24 protein-coding genes and 1 tRNA gene are annotated in these 26,813 nt (G+C 44.9%); 15 read left to right on the forward strand and 10 right to left on the reverse strand.

Translation table 11 applies throughout. The features are described 5' to 3' along the window. The first annotated feature begins 272 nt into the window (after nucleotides 1-272). Nucleotides 273-941: a YkgJ family cysteine cluster protein gene (locus GO013_RS13180; protein WP_239057866.1), complete on the forward strand. Its 669-nt coding sequence runs from the start codon at nucleotides 273-275 to the stop codon at nucleotides 939-941. 9 nt (nucleotides 942-950) lie between these two features. Next, a complete protein-coding gene (locus GO013_RS13185; protein ID WP_163811861.1) occupies nucleotides 951-1,208 on the forward strand; it encodes a hypothetical protein in 258 nt (85 codons plus the stop codon). 291 nt (nucleotides 1,209-1,499) lie between these two features. Here GO013_RS13185 and GO013_RS13190 read toward each other — a convergent pair whose 3' ends face one another. Then, nucleotides 1,500-3,410: a methyl-accepting chemotaxis protein gene (locus tag GO013_RS13190; RefSeq protein WP_163811862.1), complete on the reverse strand. Its 1,911-nt coding sequence runs from the start codon at nucleotides 3,408-3,410 to the stop codon at nucleotides 1,500-1,502. Nucleotides 3,411-4,211: 801 nt separating this feature from the next. Then, a complete protein-coding gene (locus GO013_RS17035; protein WP_203529606.1) occupies nucleotides 4,212-4,688 on the reverse strand; it encodes a hypothetical protein in 477 nt (158 codons plus the stop codon). A gap of 560 nt (nucleotides 4,689-5,248) precedes the next feature. On the opposite strand from GO013_RS17035, the gene GO013_RS13200 reads away from it, so the two are divergent. Both GO013_RS13200 and GO013_RS17040 read left to right on the forward strand, forming a co-directional pair. Then, nucleotides 5,249-5,485, forward strand: coding sequence for a helix-turn-helix transcriptional regulator (locus GO013_RS13200; RefSeq protein ID WP_163811864.1), 237 nt, complete (start codon nucleotides 5,249-5,251; stop codon nucleotides 5,483-5,485). A gap of 11 nt (nucleotides 5,486-5,496) precedes the next feature. Next, nucleotides 5,497-6,639 (forward strand): phospholipase D family protein, encoded by a 1,143-nt coding sequence (locus GO013_RS17040; protein WP_203529607.1) that lies wholly within the window; start codon nucleotides 5,497-5,499, stop codon nucleotides 6,637-6,639. A gap of 2 nt (nucleotides 6,640-6,641) precedes the next feature. Here the strand turns inward: GO013_RS17040 and GO013_RS13210 are convergent, their stop codons facing one another. Together GO013_RS13210 and GO013_RS13215 are read right to left on the reverse strand one after the other, a co-directional pair. Then, nucleotides 6,642-8,300, reverse strand: coding sequence for an N-6 DNA methylase (locus GO013_RS13210; protein WP_203529608.1), 1,659 nt, complete (start codon nucleotides 8,298-8,300; stop codon nucleotides 6,642-6,644). Nucleotides 8,301-8,395: 95 nt separating this feature from the next. Next, the gene (locus GO013_RS13215; RefSeq protein ID WP_163811866.1) at nucleotides 8,396-8,602 is read right to left on the reverse strand and encodes a helix-turn-helix domain-containing protein; all 207 of its coding nucleotides are present in this window, start codon (nucleotides 8,600-8,602) and stop codon (nucleotides 8,396-8,398) included. Between the two features lie 93 nt (nucleotides 8,603-8,695). Here GO013_RS13215 and GO013_RS13220 point away from each other — a divergent pair, with 93 nt between their 5' ends. The 9 genes from GO013_RS13220 to GO013_RS13260 all read left to right on the forward strand — a co-directional run bounded on the left by GO013_RS13220 (nucleotide 8,696) and on the right by GO013_RS13260 (nucleotide 15,829). Further along, entirely contained in the window at nucleotides 8,696-9,802 is a 1,107-nt protein-coding gene (locus tag GO013_RS13220; RefSeq protein ID WP_163811868.1) for a hypothetical protein, read from the forward strand. Next, complete coding sequence (locus tag GO013_RS13225; RefSeq protein WP_163811870.1) at nucleotides 9,795-10,652, forward strand: hypothetical protein; 858 nt, start codon at nucleotides 9,795-9,797, stop codon at nucleotides 10,650-10,652. The genes GO013_RS13220 and GO013_RS13225 overlap by 8 nt, the downstream gene beginning before the upstream one ends. A gap of 1 nt (nucleotide 10,653) precedes the next feature. After that, entirely contained in the window at nucleotides 10,654-10,887 is a 234-nt protein-coding gene (locus tag GO013_RS13230) for a hypothetical protein (RefSeq protein WP_163811872.1), read from the forward strand. Nucleotides 10,888-10,889: 2 nt separating this feature from the next. Then, on the forward strand, nucleotides 10,890-11,987 hold the full coding sequence (locus GO013_RS13235) for a type IV secretion system protein (protein WP_163811874.1): 1,098 nt from the start codon (nucleotides 10,890-10,892) through the stop codon (nucleotides 11,985-11,987). Nucleotides 11,988-12,055: 68 nt separating this feature from the next. Further along, nucleotides 12,056-12,250 carry a hypothetical protein gene (locus GO013_RS13240; RefSeq protein ID WP_163811876.1) on the forward strand — a complete coding sequence of 65 codons (195 nt, stop codon included), beginning with the start codon at nucleotides 12,056-12,058 and terminating at the stop codon, nucleotides 12,248-12,250. Between the two features lie 514 nt (nucleotides 12,251-12,764). Then, complete coding sequence (locus tag GO013_RS13245) at nucleotides 12,765-13,058, forward strand: hypothetical protein (protein WP_163811878.1); 294 nt, start codon at nucleotides 12,765-12,767, stop codon at nucleotides 13,056-13,058. Between the two features lie 430 nt (nucleotides 13,059-13,488). Next, nucleotides 13,489-13,839, forward strand: coding sequence for a plasmid mobilization relaxosome protein MobC (mobC, locus tag GO013_RS13250; protein WP_163811920.1), 351 nt, complete (start codon nucleotides 13,489-13,491; stop codon nucleotides 13,837-13,839). Next, nucleotides 13,823-15,091: a relaxase/mobilization nuclease domain-containing protein gene (locus GO013_RS13255; RefSeq protein WP_163811880.1), complete on the forward strand. Its 1,269-nt coding sequence runs from the start codon at nucleotides 13,823-13,825 to the stop codon at nucleotides 15,089-15,091. Before mobC ends, GO013_RS13255 begins: the two co-directional genes overlap by 17 nt. 69 nt (nucleotides 15,092-15,160) lie before the next feature. Then, on the forward strand, nucleotides 15,161-15,829 hold the full coding sequence (locus tag GO013_RS13260; protein ID WP_163811882.1) for a hypothetical protein: 669 nt from the start codon (nucleotides 15,161-15,163) through the stop codon (nucleotides 15,827-15,829). A gap of 336 nt (nucleotides 15,830-16,165) precedes the next feature. Here GO013_RS13260 and GO013_RS13265 read toward each other — a convergent pair whose 3' ends face one another. Then, a complete protein-coding gene (locus tag GO013_RS13265) occupies nucleotides 16,166-17,278 on the reverse strand; it encodes a hypothetical protein (RefSeq protein ID WP_163811883.1) in 1,113 nt (370 codons plus the stop codon). A 15-nt stretch (nucleotides 17,279-17,293) separates the two neighbouring features. After that, complete coding sequence (locus GO013_RS13270) at nucleotides 17,294-18,214, reverse strand: DnaB-like helicase C-terminal domain-containing protein (RefSeq protein WP_163811885.1); 921 nt, start codon at nucleotides 18,212-18,214, stop codon at nucleotides 17,294-17,296. A 304-nt stretch (nucleotides 18,215-18,518) separates the two neighbouring features. Between GO013_RS13270 and GO013_RS13275 the strand changes: the two genes are divergently transcribed. Further along, nucleotides 18,519-19,556, forward strand: a complete 1,038-nt coding sequence (locus GO013_RS13275) for a restriction endonuclease (protein WP_163811887.1) — start codon at nucleotides 18,519-18,521, stop codon at nucleotides 19,554-19,556. Between the two features lie 174 nt (nucleotides 19,557-19,730). Here GO013_RS13275 and GO013_RS13280 read toward each other — a convergent pair whose 3' ends face one another. Both GO013_RS13280 and GO013_RS13285 read right to left on the reverse strand, forming a co-directional pair. Beyond that, nucleotides 19,731-23,393: an N-6 DNA methylase gene (locus GO013_RS13280; RefSeq protein ID WP_163811889.1), complete on the reverse strand. Its 3,663-nt coding sequence runs from the start codon at nucleotides 23,391-23,393 to the stop codon at nucleotides 19,731-19,733. Between the two features lie 536 nt (nucleotides 23,394-23,929). Continuing rightward, nucleotides 23,930-24,016: transfer RNA gene (locus tag GO013_RS13285), tRNA-Leu, on the reverse strand. Nucleotides 24,017-24,316: 300 nt separating this feature from the next. Here GO013_RS13285 and GO013_RS13290 point away from each other — a divergent pair. Beyond that, entirely contained in the window at nucleotides 24,317-25,000 is a 684-nt protein-coding gene (locus GO013_RS13290; RefSeq protein WP_163811891.1) for a DUF554 domain-containing protein, read from the forward strand. Nucleotides 25,001-25,281: 281 nt separating this feature from the next. Here GO013_RS13290 and GO013_RS13295 read toward each other — a convergent pair whose 3' ends face one another. Both GO013_RS13295 and GO013_RS13300 read right to left on the reverse strand, forming a co-directional pair. Further along, nucleotides 25,282-25,779, reverse strand: a complete 498-nt coding sequence (locus GO013_RS13295) for a hypothetical protein (protein WP_163811893.1) — start codon at nucleotides 25,777-25,779, stop codon at nucleotides 25,282-25,284. 80 nt (nucleotides 25,780-25,859) lie between these two features. Continuing rightward, complete coding sequence (locus GO013_RS13300; RefSeq protein ID WP_163811895.1) at nucleotides 25,860-26,768, reverse strand: AEC family transporter; 909 nt, start codon at nucleotides 26,766-26,768, stop codon at nucleotides 25,860-25,862. Nucleotides 26,769-26,813 lie beyond the last annotated feature (45 nt).

Here is a 26,813-nt window from a genome sequence, read left to right on the forward strand (position 1 = left end):
CGTAACGCAAGTCCCTTGAATTTCGGTGTTTGCACCGTTATTCACAAGGTGTGCAGAGCTGTCAACGTACTGAATATTTCGGTTTTATGTCAACCGAAATATCCACCAAATCATTGTCACTCCTTCACTTCCGGACCCAACGGACACCCTGTACTGATCATCACATTCCCGCTCCCGCTTGCCTTTGCGGCCCAGCCGGAGTATCGGTCCCGTGGTACAGGTTATGAAACGCATTAGGGATACCGCAAAAGGATATGAGGAGCAACACAAACTTGCAGAAACCAATTACAGATAAAACACGCTGCCGACGTTGTGGCGATTGTTGCAGAAAAGGTGGTCCGGCCCTTCACACGGCTGACCTCCCATTGATTCAGGATGGAACCATTGCCCTGACGGACATCGTCACCCTGCGCCCCGGCGAATGGGTCTACGATCAACCGAAGCAGGCGGTGGCTCCGCTTTCCGAGGAAATGCTGAAAATCAAGGGACGTGACGGGACATGGACCTGCATGTACTTCAGCCCCGAAGGCAACACCTGCGGCATGTACAGTACCCGGCCCATCGAGTGTGAAGTCCTTTTTTGCGAGGACATCGAGCCACTCAAGGCTATGTACGAGAAGGACCGTCTGAAACGCGCCGATCTGATGCCCGAAGGACACCCCCTGCTGGCACTCATGGCCGAACACGACGAGAAATGTGCGCCCCACGCCATGGAAATACTGGCCAAAGCTGCCCGTGATGGAGATCATCAGGCCGGAGAAGATCTGAAAGAAATGGTCGTTTTCGATCAGGAAATTCGCCGTCTGGTCCCTGAAAAGACCGGCATGTCCGTGGATATGAACGATTTTTTCTTCGGAAGACCCCTGAGAATACTGCTCGCGGGCATGAACATAAAGACATACGAAGCGGGTGGAACTCTCCGCTTTGGTTTCAACGGTTAGGAGCGATCCATGAAAGATGAACGAGGCCATTATTATACCCCATCACTACAACATCCCGAAGTCCGCATGTACGTCCGGACCAATGGTGATGATATAGAATTCAGACTGTACAATCCCAAGGAACCAGTCATCTGGGAAAAGCATAAATGGATGCCATACGCAGCCATCGAACAGGCTGCCGCCATGTTCCGTGAACGTGGAACCGACCGCAACCCCTTGGCTCTCTATGACATGGACATTGCCAAAACGTTGCTCCAAAAAGATTGATTCAACGCCTTTATTCCAACACAAGCAGCCGTCCAGCCACCCAAGCCGGACGGCTGCTTGTGTTTCAAAAGATGCCCATATGGGATTTTTTCCCGACAGGTCCTTCGGACAACGGGAACATCCCCTATTGTCAGAACCACGCAAATATGTGTTTTATAGGGCACATGATTTGATAATTGTTTTCCCGGCGTTCCCCGCCGGGGACTCCCCCGAAAGGCTCCAAACACCGCCATGGAGCCTTTCTTTTTGTCCAAGACACGAGAATCTGTCGGACACGACATTCCCCCTGACTCAAAAACGCTCAAACTCTCCGTCAGCATCCACATTGGACGGAAGCGATGGTGCTGATGCAGAAGGCATGGACTCCACCGACGACTCGTACTCACGACCAGCTTGCGAACCAAGCGCAGTCATGCCCGGATCATTCTGCAATGTGAAATAGCCGACGATCTGTTGCAACTGCATGGCCTGGCCAGACAACTCCTCAGCGGTAGAGGACGTTTCTTCCGAAGCCGCTGCATTTTGCTGCACCACCTGATCCAACTCCTGAATCGCCGCACTGACACGACTGGCTTCAGTCTTTTGTCCGCGAGTAGTCGCCGATATTTCCTGGATCAATTCGGCGGTCTTCTGAATATCCGGCACCAACTTTTTCAACATCTTCCCTGCCGTGTCAGCCACTTCCATGCTGGATGAAGACAATTCACTGATCTCGCTCGCGGCCACACCGGAACGCTCGGCAAGTTTTCGGACCTCGGCAGCGACAACGGCAAACCCCTTGCCATGTTCCCCGGCCCTCGCAGCCTCTATGGCGGCATTCAACGCCAACAAATTGGTTTGGCGGGCAATTTCTTCAATAATCGAAATCTTTTCGGCAATATCCTTCATCGCCGAAACCGCCTGGGCCACGGCCGCACCACCAGACTGGGCATCCCTGGCCGCTTCACGCGCCAAAGATTCAGTTTCCTTGGCATTTTTGGCATTATTATTGATACTGGTACTCATTTCTTCAATGGCTCCAGACAACCGTTCCACATCCGAGGCCTGAGTATTGGCCCCCTGCGCCAAGGTTTCAGCAGTTGCCGTCAATTCTTCTGACCCCGAAGCGACATTCTCACTGCCAGTGTGAATATTCCCAACCACCTGATGCAAATTTTTCACCATGGAACTGAACGATGTCCTAAGTCGAGCCAATTCCCCGCTGAACCGACCGGAAAAAGCAACAGACAAATCTCCATGAGCCACAGCTTCCGAGGTCTCGACAATCACGGCGAGAGGCCGAGTCACAAGTTTTCGAATAATGATGTAAATAAGCAAGAGGATGACCACCAATGAAACAAGACCTACAACAAGAACTTGCAGTTGCATTGCTCTGGCCTCGACCAGAAAATCAGATCGTTCCCCGGAGAGTGCCACAATCCACCCAGTTGCTCCAACCTGCCGAAACGCCATATATTTCACACTGTCATTCCAGATGTATTCGAGAAATCCGTTTTTTTCGCGAAGACTGGTCTGAATGAATGGGTATTTGCCAAGCTCCTTGAAAACCAAACTTTCGTCAGGATGTGCCAAAGCTCGCCCATTCGCATCAAAAAGAAAACAGTACCCATTTTCTCCGACCTTGATCGATAACAACCGACGAGCAAACCCTTCACTCAATACGGACATACCGACATAGCCGACAATCCGTCCGTCTTTCCGCACAGCCCGGACCAACGCCACTCTCGGTTTTTGGCTCACCGGCGACAATTTCAATTTCGAAATGAACGAGTCTTCTCCTCGACCGATCACCGCGGAATAATACCCCCGAGATCTATAATTTTTCCCCCGACCACCCGAATTGGTCGTGACGACACTGTTGCCTTGCGCATCATGCACAAAAAGGGATTCCAGCATCGGATCATTCTTTTTGGCAATTGTCAGCCACTCGGTCGCAGCCTGCCAGTCTCCCCCATCGGCCGCGTCGATCACCATGGGATTTGTTGCGGCAAGCTCCAAAAAGGCCATTTGGTCTCTGATCCAACTATCAACCAGATCGGTTGCGCTCCGGGCGTTTTGCTCAAGCGTTTTCTGAACAATGGACAAAGCCATTCCCTTTGTCCCGACATTGACGTTGATCCAAAAAAAAGCCACCAAAATGACCATCAAAACAGCCAAAACAGCCACCAGCCTCTGCCCAATCCCAATTTTGCCGAGTTTCATGTATTCCTCCACTTGATATGCAAAGTGCTATAAAGCGCATAGCTCGCGATCTATTATATTCTCGAAAAAGAATGTGTATGAAAACTGAAACACTGTGGCGGCATCTGAAAAGACAAAACAGGTCAATATAACGAACGTGTTGCTCAAGACTGTCATCGAGCAGAAAGGCGTCGCATCCATAGCAACACGTCAAATGACACGAAAAACAACGCCATCACGTGGCACCACCGGGGCTGAAATGTCAGAAGCGCCGCTTCAACGACATCCCCCAGTCATACCACCATCGCCAATCCTGATTTTCTCTTGAAAGTATCCCGTGACAACACAGCACAAAGCCCCGCCGGGTGTTCATTTTTGCTGATGAATTGGAATACGAATAGGTGATTGCATACTTTTGCAAGCACAGCAATATAATATATTCTATTTCGATAAATAACGGGACTCAAATCACACTAACACAGTAGGGTTAAAGCGTAACGGAGAATCAGACAAAAGAAAGGTTCTCTTTAAATATGAAGAAAAGGAAAAAACAACTCGACACGGCTTGAGAGAGGAGAAACGGACTCTCAACCGACTGAGTCTTCGAGGAAACCAGAAAAAGGCGGGGTACGCTATTCATCGTACCCCGCCATGACTCTCATTGGACTCAAAAAGGGCAGCCACTGAAAAAGGCTTTCCTCCACCTCGCCCCTTTGGACAACCCGGGGTATTCATGCACGAAATCGCCAGAAACGCATCAGTTTTTCCGGCCTGCATGAATAGACTCGGGACTGACCACCGGTTCACGACCTTCAGTGCTCCCTATTGGAACATAGCTCCCAAACCACCGAGCAGACCGGCAACCAAAACGGATAAGACGCAGAGAATAAAAATGGCTGGTATTGAGGCAATAACCCATTTCACCATGAATCGGCACATGTTCCACATAGACATGTCAATATTCTTTACAGTCACTGTCTGAATTTCATTGTCCACAGTCATCACTCCTTTTTTAACGGATACAATTAAAAAAACGGAAAACACATAGCAAAATAAATGGTTAATTACCAGAAAACAAAATCCACCATACAAACCGATCCCCCAAAAGCCATAAACACAAGGACTCTCAAGCGTTGAAAGGACACGCATCGAGACAGAAGGCTTGCCCTCTGCTTCAACGTGGAAAACGGTATGTGATTTCAATGAAAAGACTGACAGCGCATTCAGCCTAACTGATGATATTTGATTGGCCCGACTCACGCTCAAACACACAAGGGCTTTTCGACAGCAGCCAGTCATTGGAGCCTAATGCTGATTGCGTGAAATTCTGGGACTGTGGAGACACTGATTCGACAGCTTGATGGAAGCAAATTTCGCACGGGTTCCCTCAAATCCATTCAAAACTCGGAAACCCAAAAAGCGGCTTACGATTTTCATCGTAAGCCGCTAATTTTATTCTGGTAAATGGGGGAACGCATATCATGAACACAACATCCTAATTATTAAACATTAACGAATTCAGCTTCGATTCAGTTACGCACATAGTTACTCACAAAACTCAAAAATTTCTTTCTTTCCAAAAAAACTTCAACACGAAAAAAGAAGAGGCAAAACAGAATATTGCAAAAAACACCAATACTTCTGTCTCTCGCATACGTCGTTCGAATCGAGCTACCAATTACTTTTTACCTTAATAGCCGCCAACACAATTTCTCCGAGCTACTTAAAACAACATGCTAATATCGTACAACAAATTCAGAAATCCCAAAATCTAGCACTGATCCACTCAAAATTTCTCAACACTAAAGATACCCATAGTCGGTGGACTCATAGTCGTCTAAGCGAGCACGTTCTTTAGCATGAAACAGCAACAAGAATCACAGATCAAAAAACTTTTTGGAGTAAACTTGCGAGCTATTCGAAAGGATGAAGGGTTAACGCAAGAAGCCCTAGCACTAAAATGCGGACTAGACAGAACTTACATTGGGGGAATTGAACGAGGAGAACGCAACGTCAGCCTTATCAACATACACAAAATAGCTGACGCTCTTGGTATTTATCCAACCTCTTTATTAAATTACCCAATTCCAAAGTAAAGGAGTTAATTATGTCAAAAAATTTTCTCGTTCAGGCTGTTACCCATGACAACCATTTGGAAGCGGTAAAACAGGTACTCGAAATCCCCAACCCGCAGCGGGTAATTATTAGCGCCGCCTTCATGACTAAGAGAGGGCTCTCACTTATAAGAAAGAATCTTGAACCCATTGCTGCACAAGCTACAATCCTAACTGGCATACGTAACGGAATTACATCCGCACAAGGCTTGCAAGAAAGCATAGAAATTGGTTGTACTACTTATGCTGTGGATACAGGATCACGCTCAGTTATTTTCCATCCCAAAATATACTTTTCTTACAGCAACACCGAAATGCGCGTAATTATCGGAAGTGCGAACCTAACGGTTGGTGGTCTTAATTCAAATATCGAAGCAAGCCTTTTCCTTACATTAAAGATGGATGACTCCGAAAATCGCGACCTCAAAAGTGAACTAGAAAGTAAAATTGATGGTATGATCTCTGAATACAACAAAAACGTATTTCAAATCAATGATAACGCCTCCATACAACAACTTTTCGATTCTGGACGAGTTGTTGACGAAAGCGTTACCCGGCCTCCAACGATCTCAGGCTCATCTAACAATCGTGATTTAGACACCATTGGGAAAATGAATCTTAAAAATCAACTTGTTACAACATCTCCCGTTCTTGGAGTAACTCCCACAGGAGGTACAACAATATCGGGACGCTCAAATTTAATAAATGTGTGGGAAAGTGGTCCATTGGTTCGCCGAGACTTAACTATTCCGACCGGAACCAACACTAATCCTACTGGCTCCATGCTCTTCAAGAAGGGAGCTATGGAGGGCATAGATCAGCGACATTATTTCCGAGATCAAGTCTTCAATGAGCTAGACTGGAGACTGGACACGACCTCAGGAACTCTTGGCAAGGAACAGGCAGAAGCCCAATTCCAACTAGTAATCCGTGATATTAACTATGGAATCCATGATTTAAGGCTGTCACATGACAGCCGAACTGATACTCGTACTTATGAACAGAGAAACAGTATGACTAGAGTCCATTGGGGAAGTGCAAAGCCGATCATCGCAAGGGAAGATCTTTTAGGACGAACCCTCACCATGTACCGTAATGAACTGTATCATGGTGTATTCGTCATTGAAATTGACTAAATCTATTTAGAAGGCACGCGTTGTCGTCGGCTTCGAAGTTTGTTCCACGCGCTCAAAATATTATCTTGTTCGCATGCACTCAGACCGAGTGTGCTAAGTATAATCTTCGACTGCTGTTCTAAGACTAAATCCATCGGTAAAGATCTAATGGCTTTATCCAAACCTTGAACGTCCTCTGGAATATTTGCAGCCGTTGGTATTAAAAGGCGTTCAATCTCAGAGGGGACTAATTCAAGAACACCTCCACCATAAAAACGGCCTTCAAGTTCGGCACTTAGTGCGGTTAACGAATTCACAAAATTAAATACGAGCTGATTCGCGCTACCTTCTTTAATACGTATCCGGTATGCAGTATCCGTCGTATAAGCTTGAAGCTTGTTAAGTATCAGACGGGGTGCATTATGTGAGCGTTTCAGCATCCCTACTTCTGTGGAGTAAACAGATGGGACCTCATACCAAGGTTTGCGAATGCGACATTTGTAGCGGGTATGCAGTTTATCAGTTTCTCCTTGCTGTATATATGCCATCCCTTTGGGGTTTTTCTCTACGCTAGTATCTTGAAACCAAAGGAAATTAGTGGGCTTGCCATTTTTTGCATTTTCACGATGTTGATCCTTGTCATAAATTACACCGGGACAATGATCACTTCGCCCAAACATCGGATGTGCCCATTGTTCCAAACCGAATTGTTGAATGGTTTTGTCGTGGACTAAAAAAAACTTATTCGCGCCAGTCACAATCCCGACATCTACTTTAGCAATATCGTTGAACCTACGAATTGCTTTCTCCTCAAGCAACCCATCAAGAAGTTCAAGGGTAGAAGGGTCCACAAGCGCCCTGGTCCATTTGCCCTCAATCGTTTTCCCATTAATATGGCGAGGGGCATTGAATAACTCATCAGGATCTATCTTTATAAATTCACGTCCGCGAACAGGATAAATCCCGAGCCCCTTAGCTTTGTCACGTGGGCCGCGCTTCTTTTCTGCTAGCAACAATACTGCCCCTTGCAGCGTACCGGGAAACCATAACTCTTCTGGGTCAATGATCACCAGCTGTCGCGCCTCTTTGCCAAGGAAAGTTCGCAATGAGCTCGCATGCATTACATGGAGGACTTCTGTGGGGACAACCATCGCAAGACGACCGCCGGGCCGAAGTAATGCAAAGGAAGCCAAAACAAATGGAACCCAAGCATTGGTATGTTTCGTAAATTTGCACCCTAATTTTTTAAATATCTGTTCTGCGCGTTCTTGGAAAAGAGAAGGAAGGTACTGATAACGTATAAATGGAGGATTTCCGAGGACAGCATCAAACACAACCTTTTCCTTTTCAATTGCGTCAATAGCCCATCCTAAAAAATCGCTATTTTGAATATTAATATTCTTTAGCCCAGAAGCCGTTGCACATTCGTATGCCTTGCATGCTTCATCATTATCAATTTCAAACCCCAACACATCTGGATTGTCGCAAGCTGATGCAATCTTATTTAAAAAAACGCCATCGCCACAGCTAGGTTCCAAAACAGATTGAGGATCCTTTTTGGCGACCCATCGAGCAAGAAAGTCAGCAAGGTCGCCGGGTGTATAGTAACCACCACGTAATTTTTGTTCTGTCTGGGATTCTTTAAAATTCAATGTGTCGATCCTTCTATCTAAACCAAGCATGGGATAACAATCGCCTACGAACAATAGTTGGTAACAAAGTTTAAACCATATCTACTTTTGGGAGTTCAAAGAATAATTGTTTCAGATGGCTTTAACTAATTTTTCACTTCGCTCAAAATAGCGTTCTTCATCTTATGGTCCATCATCTCCCAAGCCAGAATTACCGTTTTAGTATATGTTTCTAACTTGCCAGAGGTGAATTGTCTGCTGATGGTGGTTTCATGCTTCCCAGTAAGAGCGGACAATTCTCGAGCAGAAAGCCCCGCCTCTTTCATACGAATCTGCCATGGATGACCTTTCATGGCTGTATGCCTACCAGAGGCTACTCCTTAGCACAACGCTAATTTATACCGACCATATATTGGCTATGGCGATCATTCTTCAGGCAGACGGCCATGAAGCTCGAAGGGATAGAAAACAACCATCATGACCCTTTTGCCGAATTCAACTTCCTCACTTGTGGAGGTGCAAAGTCTTTTGGATGGGAAATACAGTACAAAGAGAATGGATCACGCCTTTCATCCTTTTCATGCGGCAAAACATCCTGCCCCGGTTGCAACGACAAGGATAAGGAAAGGACAGCTCGAAGGTTCTTCAACAAACTATTAGCGGCAGCAACAGCCCAAGGGATTAAACGTTTTTGGGCCTTTGTCTTTACCTTTCCAGAGGCGATTGAAGCCCAATTTCCTAAAGGTTCAAAAGAGCGCAAAGCCCTCCTCTGTGAACTCAAAAAATTTGAGCGTAAGTTGTTTGGCCTTAAGACTGAGGATGGTTTGTTTGCATACGCCAACATCCATGCGGTTGGAGACACCAACCTTATGCGTGACCGTTTCCACGTCCATAGTGGCGTTTTGCCCATAGCAATTCGCAGGGTGAATAAAAAACCACAAGTCATCAAATGCGATATACAAGGTAAGATTGATGTCGATGTTACAAGGGAGTTGCTTGCGGACCATCTAGAACAAGTATTTCCAGGAATTGATCGAAGTCTTGTTCAGTTCAACGTCAAATACTTCCGTCTGGAATCAAAACGAAGTGTCGCTCAACTCGCTCACCGCCTCAAGTATGATCTTCGGGGATTCGGGAAGGATGTTGAAAATGCCCCTATCTTTTTCGATGAGAACCACGGCCTGGTGGTGCTTGATGGGGGGAAAGACGACTATGGCATTTATACCGTTCGCCAAGTCGCTCTTCGCTGGAAATGGATTCGAAGTCAACGCGACCTTAGGACATGGGGGTTGCTCAACCAGTGGAATAAATATGCCGAGCTACTTGGCGTAGAATACAAGGAAGACCCTGAACCCGAAATCCAAAGCGAGACGCCCGTCTCCATCGTCAGGGCAGTCGGGCGGAGATGGATTCACGAAAGAAGTCGAATCAAGTGGGTCAACGAAAAGAAAGCCTATCGCCTGTCTGGCGAAGAAATCACCAAAATTGAATGGGGCCGCAAAGGGTCCGAAGGGAAATGGCAACCAAAACCAAAGGAGGTTCCCAGTGAATAAGTGCGCTTTATGGTTTGCCCTGCTCTTAATCGGTCTGCCCCTTATATTCCCTTCTACATCCAAGGCGGGAGGAATAGCCGTAGCTGATGCGGTCTCCCACATGTACGAATCGATGGGTTTAGAAAAAACTGTGCAGCAATTGGAAACGGCTCTGCAACAGCTTGAATTGGTTCAGAAGTACACTGACACCATCGAAAGCACTTACGAAAAGGCTCATACCAATTACAGCCGCGCCAAGGGCGTCTATGACGACCTTATGGCCGTCAAAACCTTTTACGATAAGACCAAGGCGTCCTGGATGGGACGCTATGAGAAGTACAAAGGATTTTATGATGCCGTGTCAAACCCAGACAAGGCTATCGAAGATTTTGAAGACCTCCTTGATGATGCTTTTGTCGACCCGCGCAGCATTGATCCTGACAAATGGAAAAGTCTCATGAATCGACAATTTGATCTTCGTCAACTGGCTTTGAAGGAACTTTTAGATAAGTCGGAAAAGACAACTCAAGGCATGGGGGCACGTGTTGAAAAGGCTCAAGAACTCGCCAGAAGTATTGATTCCACCAACAGTGAGAAGGATGCTGCAGACCTAAATAACAGGCTCTTATTGGAAATCCTTCTTGTCCTTCAGGACATGCTTGCTTTGGATGCTCAGTATCAGCAATCAATGGCCGCTCTCAAATATGATGGTGTGTCCGAACAGGCCATCAAAGCCAGACAAGACAAACTCAAGGAAGTCACACAGCGACTTGAGGACCACCGGCGCTTTGAAGAATTGCTCATTGAAAGTGTCGGAGTCGAAGAAAATGATTCCATTTTGGAAATAATCAATAAAGCTACAGGACTTTAAAATGAAAACTCTCGCACTGATGTTGGCATTGCTTTTGGTCGGTTGCAGTTCTGATTCTGATGAATTTAAATATGAAAAGCATAAAACTCTTCCCTCATGGGGAATTTATGATCCTTTATTTGAGGAACCAAACCAGGGCCATAAACGACTTGAAGAACTACAGCAGGAAGCCCTTGATATTGACGAGGATGATTCCATTCTGGACGTCATAAACAAAGCAACAGGAGGATTTTAATAATGACTGTCTCAGCTTCAATATACAATTCTCTCACTATAAGTTTAAGCCGATTCTATCTTGAAATGTACCAAAGTATGATGGACAGCTTCGGCATCTTTTTTCATTCCGTCTTTGTCTTGTATCTCGTGTACACAGGGTTTCAGTATCTGTATGGAGAGAAGGACGGGAAAGATGCAAAAGACATCTTCATAACCTGTCTTTTGGTTTCGAGCGTTTATGTACTTGTCCTTCAATCGGCTGGATATTTTAATTATGTAATCCGGCCAACATTTGATCTTTTCACCGATCTTTTGACATTCTTGTTTGGCATTGTTGAAAAAGTCAGCAGCCAGAATCCTACGGCTACAGGTCAAGCTGCTTATCTTAAAGAAATTAATACGATGACAGACCTTTTTACAGGTCTTGATATGATGGCTTTGGAATTTATCAAGAGTTGTAAAGGCCTTTTGCCGTCATCCTGGAGCCTGCTTAATCCGGCTTGGGCATTCATTACTCTGTTGGCTATTCTGCTTTTGATCGCCGCCTACTTGATCATGTATTGTGCTTTCATTTTTATGTTCATCCTAAACTATTTTATGATGTGGCTTCTCTTTTATGTTGGTGGAATAGTCCTGCTTCTTGCCTGTTTTAAAAAAACGCGTGGCATTTTTTGGGGATGGCTTAAAATGCTGTGCAACTTTGCATTGACTGCAATATTCACGGCAATGGTCGTTGCTATTTGCTACAGCGGAATTAGCCAAGCCGTGTTTAAAATGTCGACCTACACCACCAATACAATTGATTTTACCGGCGATTTCCTTGGTTTGTTTATCTGGTGCATCCTTTGCTTTGCTATCACACTCAAGACTCCTGAAATTGCCGCAGGATTGACTAGCACTGTGGCCGGAAGCACTGCCGGAATTGCCGGCATGGCTTCCATGGCCGGAGGACAAGCTATGACAGCAAGCCTCACAGCTGGCACGGCAGTTGGAAAAGGACAACTTTCGATTGGGAAAGCAGTATATGGAAACCGAGACGCCCTTTCTGGGGGTTTTAAGAGTGCCACTGATTATTTGAACGCAAAACTCGGAATACAAGATCCGAGAAAACCCCGTTAAAAACAATGGTTCGCCTTGGTGTTCTCAACACCAAGGCGAATTTGTTCTCTAATACAATAGGAGCTTCTATGATTTTAAACAGTAAACAGACGAGACATAACAAAAGTGAGCCTAAAATAACTCAAAAAGAAATTGATACTCTGGTGGCAGACAAAAAAGCTTTTTTCAAAAAATTGGAACCGGGAAAAATGCCCACTCCAAAAGTGGCCAAAGAATTTCAAGCGTTAAAAAGGAGGGTTCAAGATGTCCTGCGGAGATACTAAATTGGATAAATCGGAACTGAAAAGGCGAGCACGGGTCTTTCGTAATGCTAGCGCTTCCTGCGCCATCGAGGGTTTGTATTTGAGCAAAAAGGTCAAAAAAGAAATCTGGTCCTTATTCCTAACAGGTCTTTCGAGTGATGAATGCGTTGAGATATTTAAAAAGAATAGAGGCTTGTAGCTAAAAGGCTATTGAGAGGTCAGGCTGATGGCCTTTATACGGTCGGAAGCCTCCCTTGCTTGTCGAACCGGAAACCGGTTCCGTTCTCCCTTCGGTCGAGAACCTGGGGACACCCCTTGGAACCCCGTCAACCCAGGAAAGGCCCGCTGCAAGCGTATAGTGACCGAAGGGAACGGAGGTCAACACAGTATGCAAAAGCGCGCCTTGAACCGCGTAACGAAGCGAAGCGCTATACGCATTCTGATAGCCTTACGACTTCATAAGAGGCTTTGCCTCGTCCTCTCACTGGTTCTTAATAAAAATCAAAAAAAATGATTTTAAAAAAAGGAATCGATCATGAATGACAAAACAACAAAGATTAATGTCAAAGTTCCTCGGAAGTATGCACAACGGAAATACCTTGATGCCATAGGGATGGGACTTTTTGATTTGGCTATAGGAATTAGGCCGGAGCAGGACGATGTGGAAGTTGATGATTTGATCAGCGCTCGTCTGGTTCTCAGCCCTAAAGCGACTCAATATTGGGAAAAATTGCTTCCTAGATACCAACACAACCAAAGACGTCTAATTCGTGAAGCATTGCATCTTATCTCCCTAGAGCCGGAATGCCAGCTTCAAACTCGCATTTAAAACGGTGAGGCTTCGGTTAATGACCGGAGCCTCATTCAAAAGCTATGGACACAGGCCTTAATGACGAGAACACAAGTCTTAATGCAAGGGATACAAGTCAAAAAGGTTGGGACACAATGAAAAGACACAGAGATACACTCGATTTTGGATGGGACACAAATTGTGCTTTTTTATGGCTTTTAATATATGTTCAATCATCTAAATAAGTTACGCTTTTGTCTGGTGTCTGAATACCATTACTCGGCAAAATTGAATCCAATGAAACATTGATTTTGTTTATGGCAGGATACGCACTTTGCCAGACAAAGTGCTATTTGCTGGCGCAAATCCTGCCTTGTCAGTCGACAAGGAGAGGGGGCAACCCCCTTGCTGCCTTTGGCAGCTTCACCCGCTTGGGCCTTCCCTAAAGGGTCCCGGCCAGGAGGCTTTTATGAAATCGAATAGAGTCACAGTTCGTCTTGATGAAAATATGCTTTTAGGACTTGAGAAACAAAAAAAGGAACTTGAGGCCCACAGCTTGTCTGAGTTGATCCGTGAAGCTGTGAAATCTTGTTTGCAAAGTGATCAACCTCAACTGAGCCGTGAATTGGTTGAAGAGTTTACGGCATGGCGCAAAGAATTTCATGGTGTTGGTTCCAACTTGAACCAAATCGCATACCGAATGAATTCAGGTCACCCGCAGGCTTCCCAGCAGGTGCTTGAAACTCTCAAGGAATTGAGCGCATCTTTTAAAAAGTTGGCTGAAGATTTCAAGAAGGTGCGTCATGGCTTCGACTTCTAGAAAGGACTCGGATGAATTTCGCGTTGGCCGAGCTAAGCGGAGTCGCGCTGGTTCCCTCCACTTTTCGCAGACCAGCAATGCCAAAGCTAGAAAAACTTCAGGCAAGCCTTCATCAAAACGTTATACCCCGCAAGCGGTGGTTAAAGTTGCGGGATGGGCAACGGCCCCTTCATCAGTCAAAAGAATGTTGGATTACATCGGACGAACCGAAGGCAAGGAAAATCAGGAGTTGGTCGACCTTGAAGCTGAAGATGGAGTCTTGCGTCGGGGGCAATTGGAAGTCGATGAGATTTACGATGAATGGAAACACGATTTTAAACGCAAACCACAACATGTGAAGAAACAGCCTCGTCATGCTGTTCATCTAATCTTATCTGCCTCAGCCAAACTGAATGAAGATAATATCGGCAAAACTTTGAAAGCTGCCCGTAGGGTGGCCGAAAAACATTTCGGGGAACCTGGCTATAAATATGCACTCGGAGTTCACCAGGACGGCAAATATCCGCATGTTCATATGATTGTGAACACCGTCAACACAGACAGGCAGGCCCCCAAGCTTCGGCTTGGGAAAAAACAAATTTTTGAAATGAGGCAGTCGTTGGCCACAGAGTTAACTAGGGAAGGCTTAGATCATGTTGCCACCAGAGGAAACAGCAAGGTCCGAAATCCAAAAACTAAGGGGGCGAAGCCCAATTCATTAGCCAAGGTCAAAAAGGTCTTGACCAAAATGGACAAAGAACAACGTCAGTTCGAAAGAGCGCTCACTCGAAAGAATCCACGAATCAATGCCATCCAGCATCGCCAACAACAAGCCAAGGTGCTGGATACATTACGTGCCCAGGTCAAAGACGACAGCTCTTTGAACAAAGAAGAAAGGTTGGAAGCTTTCAACCGGCTTCGCAAATTCCGGCGCGGCATCGAGAAGAAGGGAGTTAATGTGAAAATTGAGATACAAGCAACCGTCAATTTTTATGAAGTTCAGTTCAAAAAATGGAAAAAGAACGCCGAGCAGTTTAAGACAAACTATTACTTTCAGGGGAAGAAGGGACAAAAGGACGTGGCTTCAAATTTTGATGAAAAGAGCATGTTTTTACAAAAGAAACTGGAACGGTTTTTGAGAAAAGATTTGAAGCAACAAAACATTCCTGTTGAGGTGAAGAAAGCCATCCACAAACAGCTTCGTCCGCGGCTTAATGAAATAAAGAAAGTTCGCGAAATGAGTTTGGGAAACAGGCAAGCTTTTATAAAATAACGACTTGCATCCATTGCGGTCTCTTAGTATGCCCCGGAGAACTTAGATTCTATAAACAAAGGGGGATATATGCCTAAGAAAGTATTAATATTGGTTCAGGCACTTTTGGTTCTTTGCCTCGTGGGGTGCAGCGACAAACTCTCCAAAGAAACAGCAAAAGAGGTTCTTGAAAAGGACCTTATCGCTAAGCAGTCTAAGCGTTTTAGGAGTATTACTTTTGAGAAAGGCTCAGCCGGTTTTGAGTATTTCCAAAAAATGATTGCTGAGGGAAATTTTGAATTCAAAAAGAAGGAAGAACTTTGGAATGTTTTAAGTAAAGAACCATTGTTTGAAAAGATCTATTTGCCAAAGTCTGAGCTTGCTGGTGTGTTCGATAAAATCATAATTCGGGATGATCTTACTCTTACGAAAGCTACGGCGCTTGAAATCATGGAAAAAGCAATGAGGGGAAAACACAAGCTACAGCGCACAGTATTTTGTATTGTTGATTGTTGGATCACTCGTGAAGAAGTGCAAATAATTGATTCCGTTCTTAATGATGAAAAGGCGGGAACAGCAAAGGTTAAGTTCACCATTGCCGAAGTACCAATTGCTCCGTATTACGAAGAGCTTTTGGGCCTTGCGAAATCTGATCCGAAATTCCTTTCTAGGGTGTTTCAACTGAGAAAGCCCTATACGACTGAAGCTATGTTGAAAAGGTATGATGAAGGTTGGACAGTTGAATCTAAGTTTTTGTAAGGAAAATAAAAAAAGTCATCGCCGTTGGCAGTACACATTTTGAGTGAAGAAAGTGTTCCTGAATTTATTCTGTGGATTTGCTTTATCTATAAACGTTATGACGCGGTTTCGCCAGCAGGCGGACCGCGTCATTCTTTTTAAGGCCTGATAGAAATCTAGTGTTAACCACCAAGGCAAATAGATGAACAATTGATTAAGATTGTTTTTGTTCTCCCAAAACGTGCCTCACTTTCTACTCAAAATTTAGCACGAAAAAGTATTACTTATTTCGTGACAGGTAGTTCCATTCACCAACGCGTGTCGCCTTGCTCTAAATATGTCCAATCGAAGCCCTATTTAATCTATGTTCGGCAAGTCTTTAGCAAGTCCAAGGCAAATGAATTCATAATTGTCAGAATTACTATCGAGTTGGAAATCTTCAAATTGAGCATGATGTGCGATAATCTCTGGAGCAGGTAGCCCATTAGGTTCTTTCCCACTCACAAATCCGTATACTTTCTTGCTCCCTCTTTTGTTGTGAATCATCACGTATGCATTTATATTTGCAGAATTGATCCTCTCAGAACGCTGGGCAACATGACAAAAGGTCCAAGCCATTTCTTTTTCATTTTTTACCATAGTCGGAGCATCGGGCAGGTGTTTAAGAGCTTCTTCTAAACGATCTGAGAATACTTTGGAGTACTCAATATTGAGATATGAACGTTGGTTAATATCCAAATATGACTCAGGCAATGTTTCCAAATCAAAATCTTCACCAACCAATGAAACAATCGTTCTTAACCACGCTTCATGTTGGCCTTGGGTTGGCGCTGGATTATCCAACAGACGCTCAAGAATCAATTGGCGAATGGTGACGCTCTCTACATTTCCCTTATAGTATATTAAACTATCATCTTGAGAGTAGTATCCAACCTGACAAGATTGATCAAAAGAGTAAAAGCCGCTGGTGACGTGGACAGCATCACGCAAGAACAGCCTGGAGTATGATATTGATTTATCGATTAAATTCTCATTTCTCTTGTATGCAGGGGCACAGTAACCAATATCCTCCAAAGCTGCCGCGACTACATTCTTTTCCCACAAGACCTGCTTGGCCGCTTGCTCCAGCAGGTGAGAATGAAAAGCCTTTATAAGAAAATCATCTAGGGAATTATAAGTAGAAGTACCAGCACCATTAATCTTGCACTCGATGGGTGAACTAAAATGGTGTGGAAGCAAGTCGCCTAATGAATGTTCTCGAATACAGACCCGCCATGTTCCAGGGTATTTTTCTAACCCTCGTATCCTAAAATACAACTCACCAAATTCATTCGAATCAGATCCATCGGTTACGATTTGCCAACCCAATTTAATCATGAAAGCCAACAGGCAAGCTTGATGATTGGGAAGGTTCTCAAATTCGACAAGTTCTTCATCGCCTGTGATTTTTCGCGTTGGGAGTGCCTTCATGAGTTTCTCCTACACTTATTCAGTGATCCCATCGAGTAGCTCACTGAGGGAAGTCGTTGCGCCCATGTTTTCGAATAGCCCGTATTCCTTAATAAAGAACAATTCACATCTGCCGGTCGGGCCACAATGCTGTTTGGCTATAATGATTTCAGCATGATTTTTGAGAGGGTTGTCTTCAGATTTGTTGTATGCACTGTCGCGGTATAAAAAAATAATGTTGTCGGCGTCATCTTCGATGGCACCAGAATCTCGAAGATCAGGAAGCATGGGACGTTTATCAGTTCTTTCCTCAACTTTCCTGTTAAGCTGAGAAAGTAAAATCACATGTGTTTTGGTTTCTCGGGCAAGGACTTTAAACATACGAGTCATATCTGCAATTTCTTGATCTCTTGGTGGCCTTGGATTTGTGGGCTGTAAGAGTTGCAAGTAATCAATTAAAATAAGGCCAGCTCCATATGTCTTAACGTGCTCATGAGTAACCTCAACAATTTTGGCACCCGTAATTGACGGCTCGTCATGAATTTGAATGGGGGCATCGGCGAGCAAGTCTGCTCCTTCAGAAATTCTTAACCATTCCAGGTCTTCAAGATTGCCAGTTTTCAAATTGGTATTTACAATTTTACATTGAAATGAAATCATCCGAGTTAATATATTTTCTACCGTTTCTCCTGGAGAGAATATAAGCACTGGAGTGTCAGATTTAATAGCGGCCCGTGTGCCAAGATTAAGAGCGAAGCTAGTCACTCCCATTGACGGGCGCCCTGCTATGACTGTGAGTTGGCTTTCTTGCAATCCAGCAGTTATGCAATCTAAGTCATAAAAGTGTGTTTGAATCCCAGTGACGGAGCTTTTAGTATCAAAACGGTCGGTTGTTTTCTGAAGTGCCGACTCCACGGCATCTTTCGCACTCCAGGTCTTGTTCTCGTATTGCGACATCAAAGCTTCCTTTGGTGGAATGTTTTGAGCAGTTGCTTGTTCAGTTATTAGCTCTCCCACTATCACGACTTTGTGCGCATTTCAAATATAAAACTTCTTGTTTTATCTAGCCTTTGGAGTTTTAAAAAAGGACAAACATATGACCAAGCTCAAATTGTCATTGAGACTTTTACAGCTATACAACGCTGACACCCAAGATCAATGCAAATAGGATATCTAATTATTGATACCCGTAGTATTTTCAGATAGCTTCCAGCTGAAACATGTGTTTTCTTAATATGTTGATTAGAATGTCGGAGGGATCATGGCTGTTTGGTTAGTTCGCGCAGGCTCGCATGGAGAATTTGAACAAAAATTTATTCAAGATGAACGTATATATGTCACTTGGGAAGATTTGGATAAAAATATTGAAAAGCTTGCCGACAAAGAATCTCTCTTTTCGCTTTTAGATTCGATGCATCCCGATTCAAAGCCTAAACGTCTTCACAACTGGGTAAGCCAGATATGGCCTTTCGCCCATGAAATGGCAATTGGTGACCTTGTTGTCGTTCCACTAAAGAGCCAGTCTGTTATTTACTTTGGCGAAATTACTGGCCCCTACCAATTTGAACCAGAAGGACCTAACCCTTACTATCACTGGCGTTCGGTCAAATGGGTTGGCGAAGCTATTCCTCGATCTCATTTTGGACAAGACCTCTTGTATACATTCGGTGCCTTCTTAACGATCTGCCGTGTCCAGCGAAACAATGCCGAGAAACGCATTGAAGCAATGCGCCAAAATGACTGGAAAGCTGAGAAAAAAGCGGATGTCATTTCTTCTTCTATGGAACCATATACAAATGGTTCAAGCGAATCGATCAACCTTGAAGAATTAGCCAGAGATCAAATTGCTAAAATAATTGAAGCCAAGTTTAAAGGGCACAGCTTGACTCGTTTAGTGGAAGCTATTCTAAAGGCTCAAGGATACACAACGTATCGCAGCCCAGAAGGAGCTGACGGAGGAGCAGACATTCTCGCAGGAGCTGGCCCGCTTGGTTTTGGAGAGCCACGTCTTTGCATTGAAGTAAAATCTGAAAGTACGCCGATAGACCGTCCCACTGTTGACAAGCTGCTTGGGGCCGTAACAAAATTTGGAGCAAATGAAGGACTATTCGTTTCCTGGAGTGGCTTCAAATCAACAGTTCCCAAAGAGCTTGCTGCCAGCTTTTTCCGAGTTAGGCTTTGGTCACAAAAAGATCTTATTGAACAGCTGCTAGCGAACTACGACAAACTCGATGAAGATTTACAAGCAGAGCTCCCGTTAAAACGGATATGGACAATTACATTGCCCGAAGACGACTAGCCCCAGAACTCATTGACTTTCTTTCAAGCAAACTGGGTTGCCTATTCGTCACCATAAACAACTTGAGTATCATAGCCGACTCTCCGCATCAGAACTCCCCGTTGCAAGGGCGCTATAAATCTCAACACCTACTATTATTAAATTGCCATATTTTTTTTATACAGCTACGACTTCTTAGGGCTGCCAATTCACTATTTGTTGTCGTATTTCGTCAAAGGCTTTGTCCTGCATATCCTCATCTCTAGTCCTAGCTTCTACCAATGCTTGGATGGTTTCATCTCTTCTCGCCACAAATTGCTGATACCTCTTATGCAGTAGCTTACAGTCCTCTTTGTGATGAGGAACTCTGATTAAACCTCTAGTGCCAGCACTCGCAATTAAGATCACAAGTGGAACTTGGCTAGATTCTTTCAGTTCAACAACCTTAAGCACCTTTTTCCCCTTAACAAACTCTACGCCATGATCAACAAGTAGACTTTTATGAGGGTTAGCCAAACCTGCTGTAGGTAACTCATAAGTATCAAATGGTTTCTTTCTATCCAAGAAATCTGGATCATACTTTTGAAGTAATCTGCTATGATTTTTTACAATTTCTTCAAATATCTGCGTTCCGATCTCTAGCGAAGTAGCAGGAGTGCACCGCTTAGCTGTTTTCTTATTCGCTATGGCTTTTTCTTCCATCTGGCGTGTTTGCTCATAATGTTGCCCAACATACTCATAAATCTCAGAGAGTAAGGTTTCCCGCCTTTCCTTCGATTTTTCACCAAGCATCTCAAGGACAGCATCATCAAGCTCTCTCCTGTCTGCCATATCGAGCTCACATTCATCGGACAGCAGCTCAAGTTCGGCATCCTTTCCTTTTGCTAGATATGCCATCCTCCTAAGACGTTTTTCCGACAAAAAGTTCATTGCCTTACGATTTTTCATTTTTGAGAATGCGTTGCCGATACGTTTCGCTGATGACTTGGATGCCTTTGAATAATCAGGCACCAACATCATATTTACATCAATTACTTCTGTTTTTAAGTTACCCTCAACTCCAACAGGCCGCCCGAATTGATGTTTAGACAGTGTTACAATGGTTGAGTTAAGGACTCCAGCTACAAGATTTGCGTCGATTTTACTTGATATGTGGACGTCGTATAGATTGCAATTACACTGCAAATGATGCTCATTAAATGGTGCTACATGTTTGTATTGCTGTGATTTCGGCCAAAAGACAACACCTCTTCTGTGACCAGTGAGATCGTACCACTCCCGTTCCTCAGTCACCCTTGAAGCGCATGTGGCTCCTTTGTGATAATTCTGAGCTTCTCCCCACTCAATATAATCAAGAACGTGAGTTCCTTTCAGTTTCTTTTTGCTGTCTTTAACTAACAGAATTAAACGGCCACAATCTCCGGGCTGGACGGTAAATTCTCCCACCTCCATAAGGCTGTGGACTTCCGGCTCAAGATATTCAGATTCAATGGGTCGAATCTCGCCCCGTTGCTCTCCACAGAGGACGAGTTTTATCTCCCCGGCTTCCACAGAGTCTCTATTGACTCCATAAATCTTGTAAAATTCGAGAGCATCTTCATACTCATCCAAACATTTTACGCTACAATCTTTTGGGTAGAAAAATACGTCTTTCCCGGACTTAACCCCGAAGCGAATTTTCGCAGTATTTCCAAATGGGACAAAGAGATCCTTGTATGCATCTACTAAGTTAAACCACAAATCTGGAGCCCTTAGAAAAACTCCCCACTTCCCACCGAGGTAATTATCACTATCTCCATCGCGGTTCGACCTTTTGAGCACTTGCCCAATGCTTACACCTTCTTTCCAAAGTTGACTTTGCGAAATCAATCGGACTCTATACTCCGAGGTTATTGTATTTTGAGAAAGTTTAAGAATTTCATCTCTGAAAGAGTCAACGACATTAACTGCTCCAGCCATAGTTCCATCATGCTGGAGAATACTCTTAATTGGCACTCTGAGCTGAACGAAACGCACAGCGTTTGACATTCGTGCCGATTGTGATGATTGTTTGCGTAGTATAGTGATGGCTGTGGTAACCCTAGCCCCGACGAACCAGGGTTCATCAACACTTTCAAAAACAGCCAATATTTCAAAATTCTCTAGCAACCACTTTTGCAACTTAAAACCATAGTCAGTATCTAACCACTGACTTGATGTTAAAAAAGCTAGGACGCCATCATCTTTTAAAAATGAAGCCGCGTGTGGCCAAAAATAGCAATGTATATCGCTCCTTGCTCCCAGCTCAGCCCCTGCTTCCAATTTGACAAGGTCTCGATAGAATTCCTTCGTGCCTTTTGATGGTGTTTTTCTTTTTTTACTTGTTTTGGGAATCAACTCTTGTCTTATGTAAGGAGGATTACCTACAATGGCATCAAACTCTGGCATTTCCAAATCAACTTTTTGAATTTCCCCAAGCCCTTTTGTCTTTATGTGCTGAGGTAAGGACATAAAACGATTGTTCAGCCGCACATCAAAAAAGTTACTGCATGCGACCCTTGGATAATTTTCATCATCAATTAGGTCTCTTGTCGCCAAGTTGATAGTTGTTAAATGGGCTGCATAGTTTGATATGTCTAACCCATACACTTCACTCAGTAGATCTTTGTGCTTTCTGCCGGGGTGTATCTCCCTTTTTCGAGTGTAAGCCCGGACAAGAAAAGTTCCACCACCACACGCAGGATCCAATACTTTTTCCTCTCCTGAAAATATCGAAAAACTATTAATGAGATCGACAACCTCTACACGAGTATAAAATTGCCCGTATTTGTGACGTTCTTCTGGGCTTATTAATCGTTCAAAAATACTACCAATAACATCATAGTCGAGCTTAGAAAAATCAAACTCATGAATTTGATCAATCAACTCCTTCCAATATTGAACGGAATAATCAGAGTAGAATGGAATTCTATTACCAATAGAGACATGAGAAATACCAAATACGGTTTCATAGTCTTTTGTGACTCTTTTGGCCTCTTCAAAACATCCTTCAAGATGAAGTCTCAAATCTTCACCTTTAGTGATGTGATCTGGTACAACAATTTTTTCAATGCTGTTCCCGTAGCGTTTCAGCAGAGCCTCGTGGAATACTAGTTTATTCAGCAATGAATAGCAGGCAAATTTTGATGCTCTTTCCAAATTTTCATATATGCCAATTGTATCATCTCTGATCACCCATCCTTGGTCATCACGCATCCAATTATTCAATTCATGTTCAAATTTAGTCTCCTTGTATTGCTTATTAAGCTCCTCAATTGAAAATAAAATGGGAGTACTGAGTGCAGACTCAAGGATATCAATAAACTGCTCATCGAGATCCTTCGATCCTATATCCACTGCCCCAGAAATAATGTCTGCAAATTCATTTAGAAAAGACGCGAGCCACTTTTTAATTGAATCAACAACAGGCTGATGTCTTAAGTGGCTTGGTTTAGTAATAGATGCAACATGCCGTCTGAGATAACCACTCTCGCTAGCTTTAGAGCTATCAGTTGAGAGTTTCCATAAAACAAACTCGTTTACATTCCACGTAAAAAAATATTCAGCATTAGCCTTTTGGGCTTTATGTCTAGCATCTTTTACAACAGCCGTATTATATGGACTACCTCCATCCTTTCGATATGGAAGCTTAACCTCTCCAGTAAGAACTATTTTCTTATCTTTTCCATAAAGGGTAAGATCGCGCCGTTTCCTCGAATTTTCGACGTATTGCTCACAGTTCGCTTCTGAGAAAGGTAACGCGGGGTTATAGCTGATTGCGTCATTGATCCAGCTTGAAACATCAGAGGTAAATTCCCATTCGTTAATATCTGTTGCCATTTTATTCTCAATATTTATTAACTGTTATGATCGTTTCGTATCTCAACCAGCGACATGGTCCAACCTTATACTTTTTACACTTAAAGCATGACAGCATTGCAAAACCCACACAAAGCTAAAAACGCTCTGGTGAAACTTATCTTTTTGCCCTGAACGGTCTATTTGATACCAATCGTTGCCAGTCTTGATATTAGCTGTTCGTAAGCACCACCATTCTTGGCAAGAACGGATTTGATAAGTAGACGAGAGGCTTCTTGCTAAGTTGGCTATCGTATTAAACCATGAATGGTAGATACAGTAACCTAAGAGGTTCTGTAAACGATACTTTTGATCAAAGAAACAGCGCTTACGAGTTTAATCGTTAACTGTGATTTAGCCATGGTAGTCTTACAGACGCCCCCCCCATTTCTAAGGCAGCCCTTATAGCAACTCTATGCTTTCATTTTGTGGGGCAATTGTGGGGCAAAAACAAGAACAAGACAGCTTTATTCCAAAAAGCGGCTTACGATTAATATCGTAAGCCGCTAATTTTATTCTGGTACCAAGGGGGGGACTCGAACCCCCACAGCGTTACCGCCGGCGGATTTTGAATCCGCTGCGTCTACCAATTCCGCCACCCTGGCACGGGAGACGTATTTCATAGGGCAGGGACGGTTCGCTGTCAATCATCTTGTGTCATTCTGTTCATTTTTTTTGGTCTTTTTCTAAAATATCGAGAAAAATCCCGTTTCAAAACGCAACAGTTCTCTGGAGAAGCACCATTCCCACAGTGATTCGCATCGCGTATTATTTCATATACAAGCACCGGATTCCTGTCGTACAAGGCCGAAAGGACGGATACAATCCGTATCAATCGTCATGGCAGGGCCTCTGGCCGGGTGTAAACACCCTTTTTCTCACACCAAACGTTTCAGGAGACTTCTGTGCTTCCTCTCGGTTCCATCGTCAATGCCCTCGCCATCATCGGCGGCTCGGTTCTGGGTTGCTGGCTTCAATCCCGCTTCCCCGAACGTATTCGGACCATCGTCTTTCAAGGGCTTGGACTCAGTGTCCTTCTCATCGGTATCCAGATGGCCCTCAAAACCGAAAATACCATTCTCGTTGTCTTCGCCATTCTCCTTGGCGGGATCACCGGAGAACTGTTGCGGCTCGACACTCTGTTCGAACGCCTCGGCAACCGTTTCAAAAAACTCATTCGATCTAAAAATGCCCGGTTCACCGAAGGACTCATCACTGCCTCGCTCGTCTACTGCATCGGAGCCATGGCCATCATCGGGCCACTGGAAGAAGGAATTCGCGGCGATACAACGGTCCTATTCACCAAATCCATCCTCGACGGATTCGCTTCCATCGCCTTTGCCGCTTCCTATGGCAGTGGCGTGCTCTTCTCGTTCATCCCCGTCCTTCTCTATGAAGCCACGCTGACGCTGGGAGCCAACTTTTTTCAGCAATACTTTTCAGATATGATGATCGCCCAAATCACCGGATGTGGCGGTTTGCTCATCATTGGCATCGGTATCAATCTCTTGGAACTGACCGAAATCCGCATGGCCAATCTCTTGCCCGGTCTCGTCTACATCGTCGTTCTCACTGCCATTTTCGGATAAATTTTGTAGCCTGCGAGGGAGACTTTCCGCCTTCGGCGGCCCCTCGCCGGGGGGCGTTTTCCGCCTTCGGCGGTCCCTCGCCGGGGGGCGTCTTCGACGACCAAAGAACCTTTGAAAAGGTTCTCTGGACTCTCTAAACTTTGTATCGCTCGCTTCGCTCGGGGGGCCGGGAGTGCAAAGGGCTGTCGAGCGGTGAAAAGGAATTGGGAAAAAGGGAAAAGGAAAAAGAAAAGGCCCGTTTATGGTGAAACGGACCGGTCATATTCAAAAAAAAAGAGGGGTTATTCGGGTTTGGTTTTGATGGTCTTTTGGCCACCGCACCCGCTACATCCGGTCTGCGCGTTCTTGGTGTATTTCTTGACCTCTTCATCCGCTTCGATCAAGCGAATATCATCTTCGGATTCAAGTTGTTTCTTCAAGAGCGCATACTCGATCACATCTTCCAAAATCTGCTGACAATGGGATGTCGGGATATTCACCGCTGTCATGGCCCGTTGAAAATCGGGTTTGTCAAACGGTTTGGCCCAATAATTATGTTTGAGGAAATCCCACGCCCCGGCCCTGGGAACGTCGATAGCCGGCTTGGTCGCCCGCAAGGACACTTCCCACTGAGTATACGCGTATACGTCATCCAGCGTTTCCTCCGGGGTACACCCGTGAGCATTGCTCGCCTGAAACGAAATCAGCACTTTACTGCCAATGGCCAATTCTTTGAACACGCGCCCAAAAAGCTCATGTCGGGAAACCTCAACAAGATATTCTCTGAAATCTTTCGCCATTATGATCTCCTTGTAGACCGTCTGCACAAATGATCGGCATATTCGCTCAATTCTCCCACGGAATCAAGGGGTTTTCCCAACTATCTCAACAGCCCGAGTATCACCGGCAACGATATGGCGGAAAGCAGGGTTTGGAAGGTGATGATCTGCGACATCAAACGGTGATCTCCCCCCATTTGACGGGCCAGAATGAACGAAGACACTGACACCGGAATCGCGGTATAAATCACAGCCGTCAGCGTGGCATTGGCACTGCCGCCGAACAGAGTACAGTACCCTGCTGCCATGAGCGGGAAAAGCACCAGATGAATCAGGGACGAAGCAATCAAAGACCGCTTGCCGCCAACCACCTTTTCCAGACGCAACCCCGCCCCCACGGCCAGCAATCCCATGGGCAAGGCCGCCCGACCAAGGATATCCAGAAAATCACTAAGCATGGCGGGCAACGGCACGTGCAATACATTCAGGGTCAACCCCACCACACACGCCAGAATCAATGGATTTTTTGCCAGCTTGACCGCCACGCCCTCATTCGGTCCCACGGGCGTTCCATGCCGGGACAATGTCAACACGCACAAGACATTAATGATCGGGATCATGGTCAGCAAGGCCACAGCGGATAGCGTCATCCAATCCGGCCCGAGCAAGCTCGCGGCAATGGACAACCCAACATAAGAGTTGGGTCTGAATGCCCCCTGGAATAATGACGTATAGGCCGGGCCATCCAGTTTCAGCAACGGCCAGACGATTCGCGCCAATAAAGCCGAGGACAGGACAGCCAGAAAAACGGCTCCGGCCAACGGCAGACCGTCCGCCTGAAACGTCCGTCCGGACAACCCCTGAACCAACAGCGCAGGGAGAAGGATGTAATAGGTCAATCGTTCTGAAACCGGCCAGAACCCCTGACCGGGGAAATCCAGACGATACAGAATCCATCCAAACAGGATCAATCCGAAAATCGGGACAATTGCGAAAATAACCACAGACATAACGGGGACCCTACGCCCGGAGGGGCAGCAGTGGCAAGAAAAACG

The organism is Pseudodesulfovibrio sp. JC047 (assembly GCF_010468615.1).
Taxonomy (GTDB): domain Bacteria; phylum Desulfobacterota; class Desulfovibrionia; order Desulfovibrionales; family Desulfovibrionaceae; genus Pseudodesulfovibrio.

Bases quoted from the DNA above. Each gene is read 5' to 3' on its own strand.
- GO013_RS13185 (WP_163811861.1), top strand. From the start codon at position 951: ATGAAAGATGAACGAGGCCATTATTATACCCCATCACTACAACATCCC.
- GO013_RS13190 (WP_163811862.1), bottom strand. From the start codon at position 3,410: ATGAAACTCGGCAAAATTGGGATTGGGCAGAGGCTGGTGGCTGTTTTG.
- GO013_RS17035 (WP_203529606.1), bottom strand. From the start codon at position 4,688: ATGACTGGCTGCTGTCGAAAAGCCCTTGTGTGTTTGAGCGTGAGTCGG.
- GO013_RS13200 (WP_163811864.1), top strand. From the start codon at position 5,249: ATGAAACAGCAACAAGAATCACAGATCAAAAAACTTTTTGGAGTAAAC.
- GO013_RS17040 (WP_203529607.1), top strand. From the start codon at position 5,497: ATGTCAAAAAATTTTCTCGTTCAGGCTGTTACCCATGACAACCATTTG.
- GO013_RS13210 (WP_203529608.1), bottom strand. From the start codon at position 8,300: ATGCTTGGTTTAGATAGAAGGATCGACACATTGAATTTTAAAGAATCC.
- GO013_RS13215 (WP_163811866.1), bottom strand. From the start codon at position 8,602: ATGAAAGGTCATCCATGGCAGATTCGTATGAAAGAGGCGGGGCTTTCT.
- GO013_RS13220 (WP_163811868.1), top strand. From the start codon at position 8,696: ATGAAGCTCGAAGGGATAGAAAACAACCATCATGACCCTTTTGCCGAA.
- GO013_RS13230 (WP_163811872.1), top strand. From the start codon at position 10,654: ATGAAAACTCTCGCACTGATGTTGGCATTGCTTTTGGTCGGTTGCAGT.
- GO013_RS13235 (WP_163811874.1), top strand. From the start codon at position 10,890: ATGACTGTCTCAGCTTCAATATACAATTCTCTCACTATAAGTTTAAGC.
- GO013_RS13240 (WP_163811876.1), top strand. From the start codon at position 12,056: ATGATTTTAAACAGTAAACAGACGAGACATAACAAAAGTGAGCCTAAA.
- GO013_RS13245 (WP_163811878.1), top strand. From the start codon at position 12,765: ATGAATGACAAAACAACAAAGATTAATGTCAAAGTTCCTCGGAAGTAT.
- mobC (WP_163811920.1), top strand. From the start codon at position 13,489: ATGAAATCGAATAGAGTCACAGTTCGTCTTGATGAAAATATGCTTTTA.
- GO013_RS13255 (WP_163811880.1), top strand. From the start codon at position 13,823: ATGGCTTCGACTTCTAGAAAGGACTCGGATGAATTTCGCGTTGGCCGA.
- GO013_RS13260 (WP_163811882.1), top strand. From the start codon at position 15,161: ATGCCTAAGAAAGTATTAATATTGGTTCAGGCACTTTTGGTTCTTTGC.
- GO013_RS13265 (WP_163811883.1), bottom strand. From the start codon at position 17,278: ATGAAGGCACTCCCAACGCGAAAAATCACAGGCGATGAAGAACTTGTC.
- GO013_RS13270 (WP_163811885.1), bottom strand. From the start codon at position 18,214: ATGTCGCAATACGAGAACAAGACCTGGAGTGCGAAAGATGCCGTGGAG.
- GO013_RS13275 (WP_163811887.1), top strand. From the start codon at position 18,519: ATGGCTGTTTGGTTAGTTCGCGCAGGCTCGCATGGAGAATTTGAACAA.
- GO013_RS13280 (WP_163811889.1), bottom strand. From the start codon at position 23,393: ATGGCAACAGATATTAACGAATGGGAATTTACCTCTGATGTTTCAAGC.
- GO013_RS13295 (WP_163811893.1), bottom strand. From the start codon at position 25,779: ATGGCGAAAGATTTCAGAGAATATCTTGTTGAGGTTTCCCGACATGAG.
- GO013_RS13300 (WP_163811895.1), bottom strand. From the start codon at position 26,768: ATGTCTGTGGTTATTTTCGCAATTGTCCCGATTTTCGGATTGATCCTG.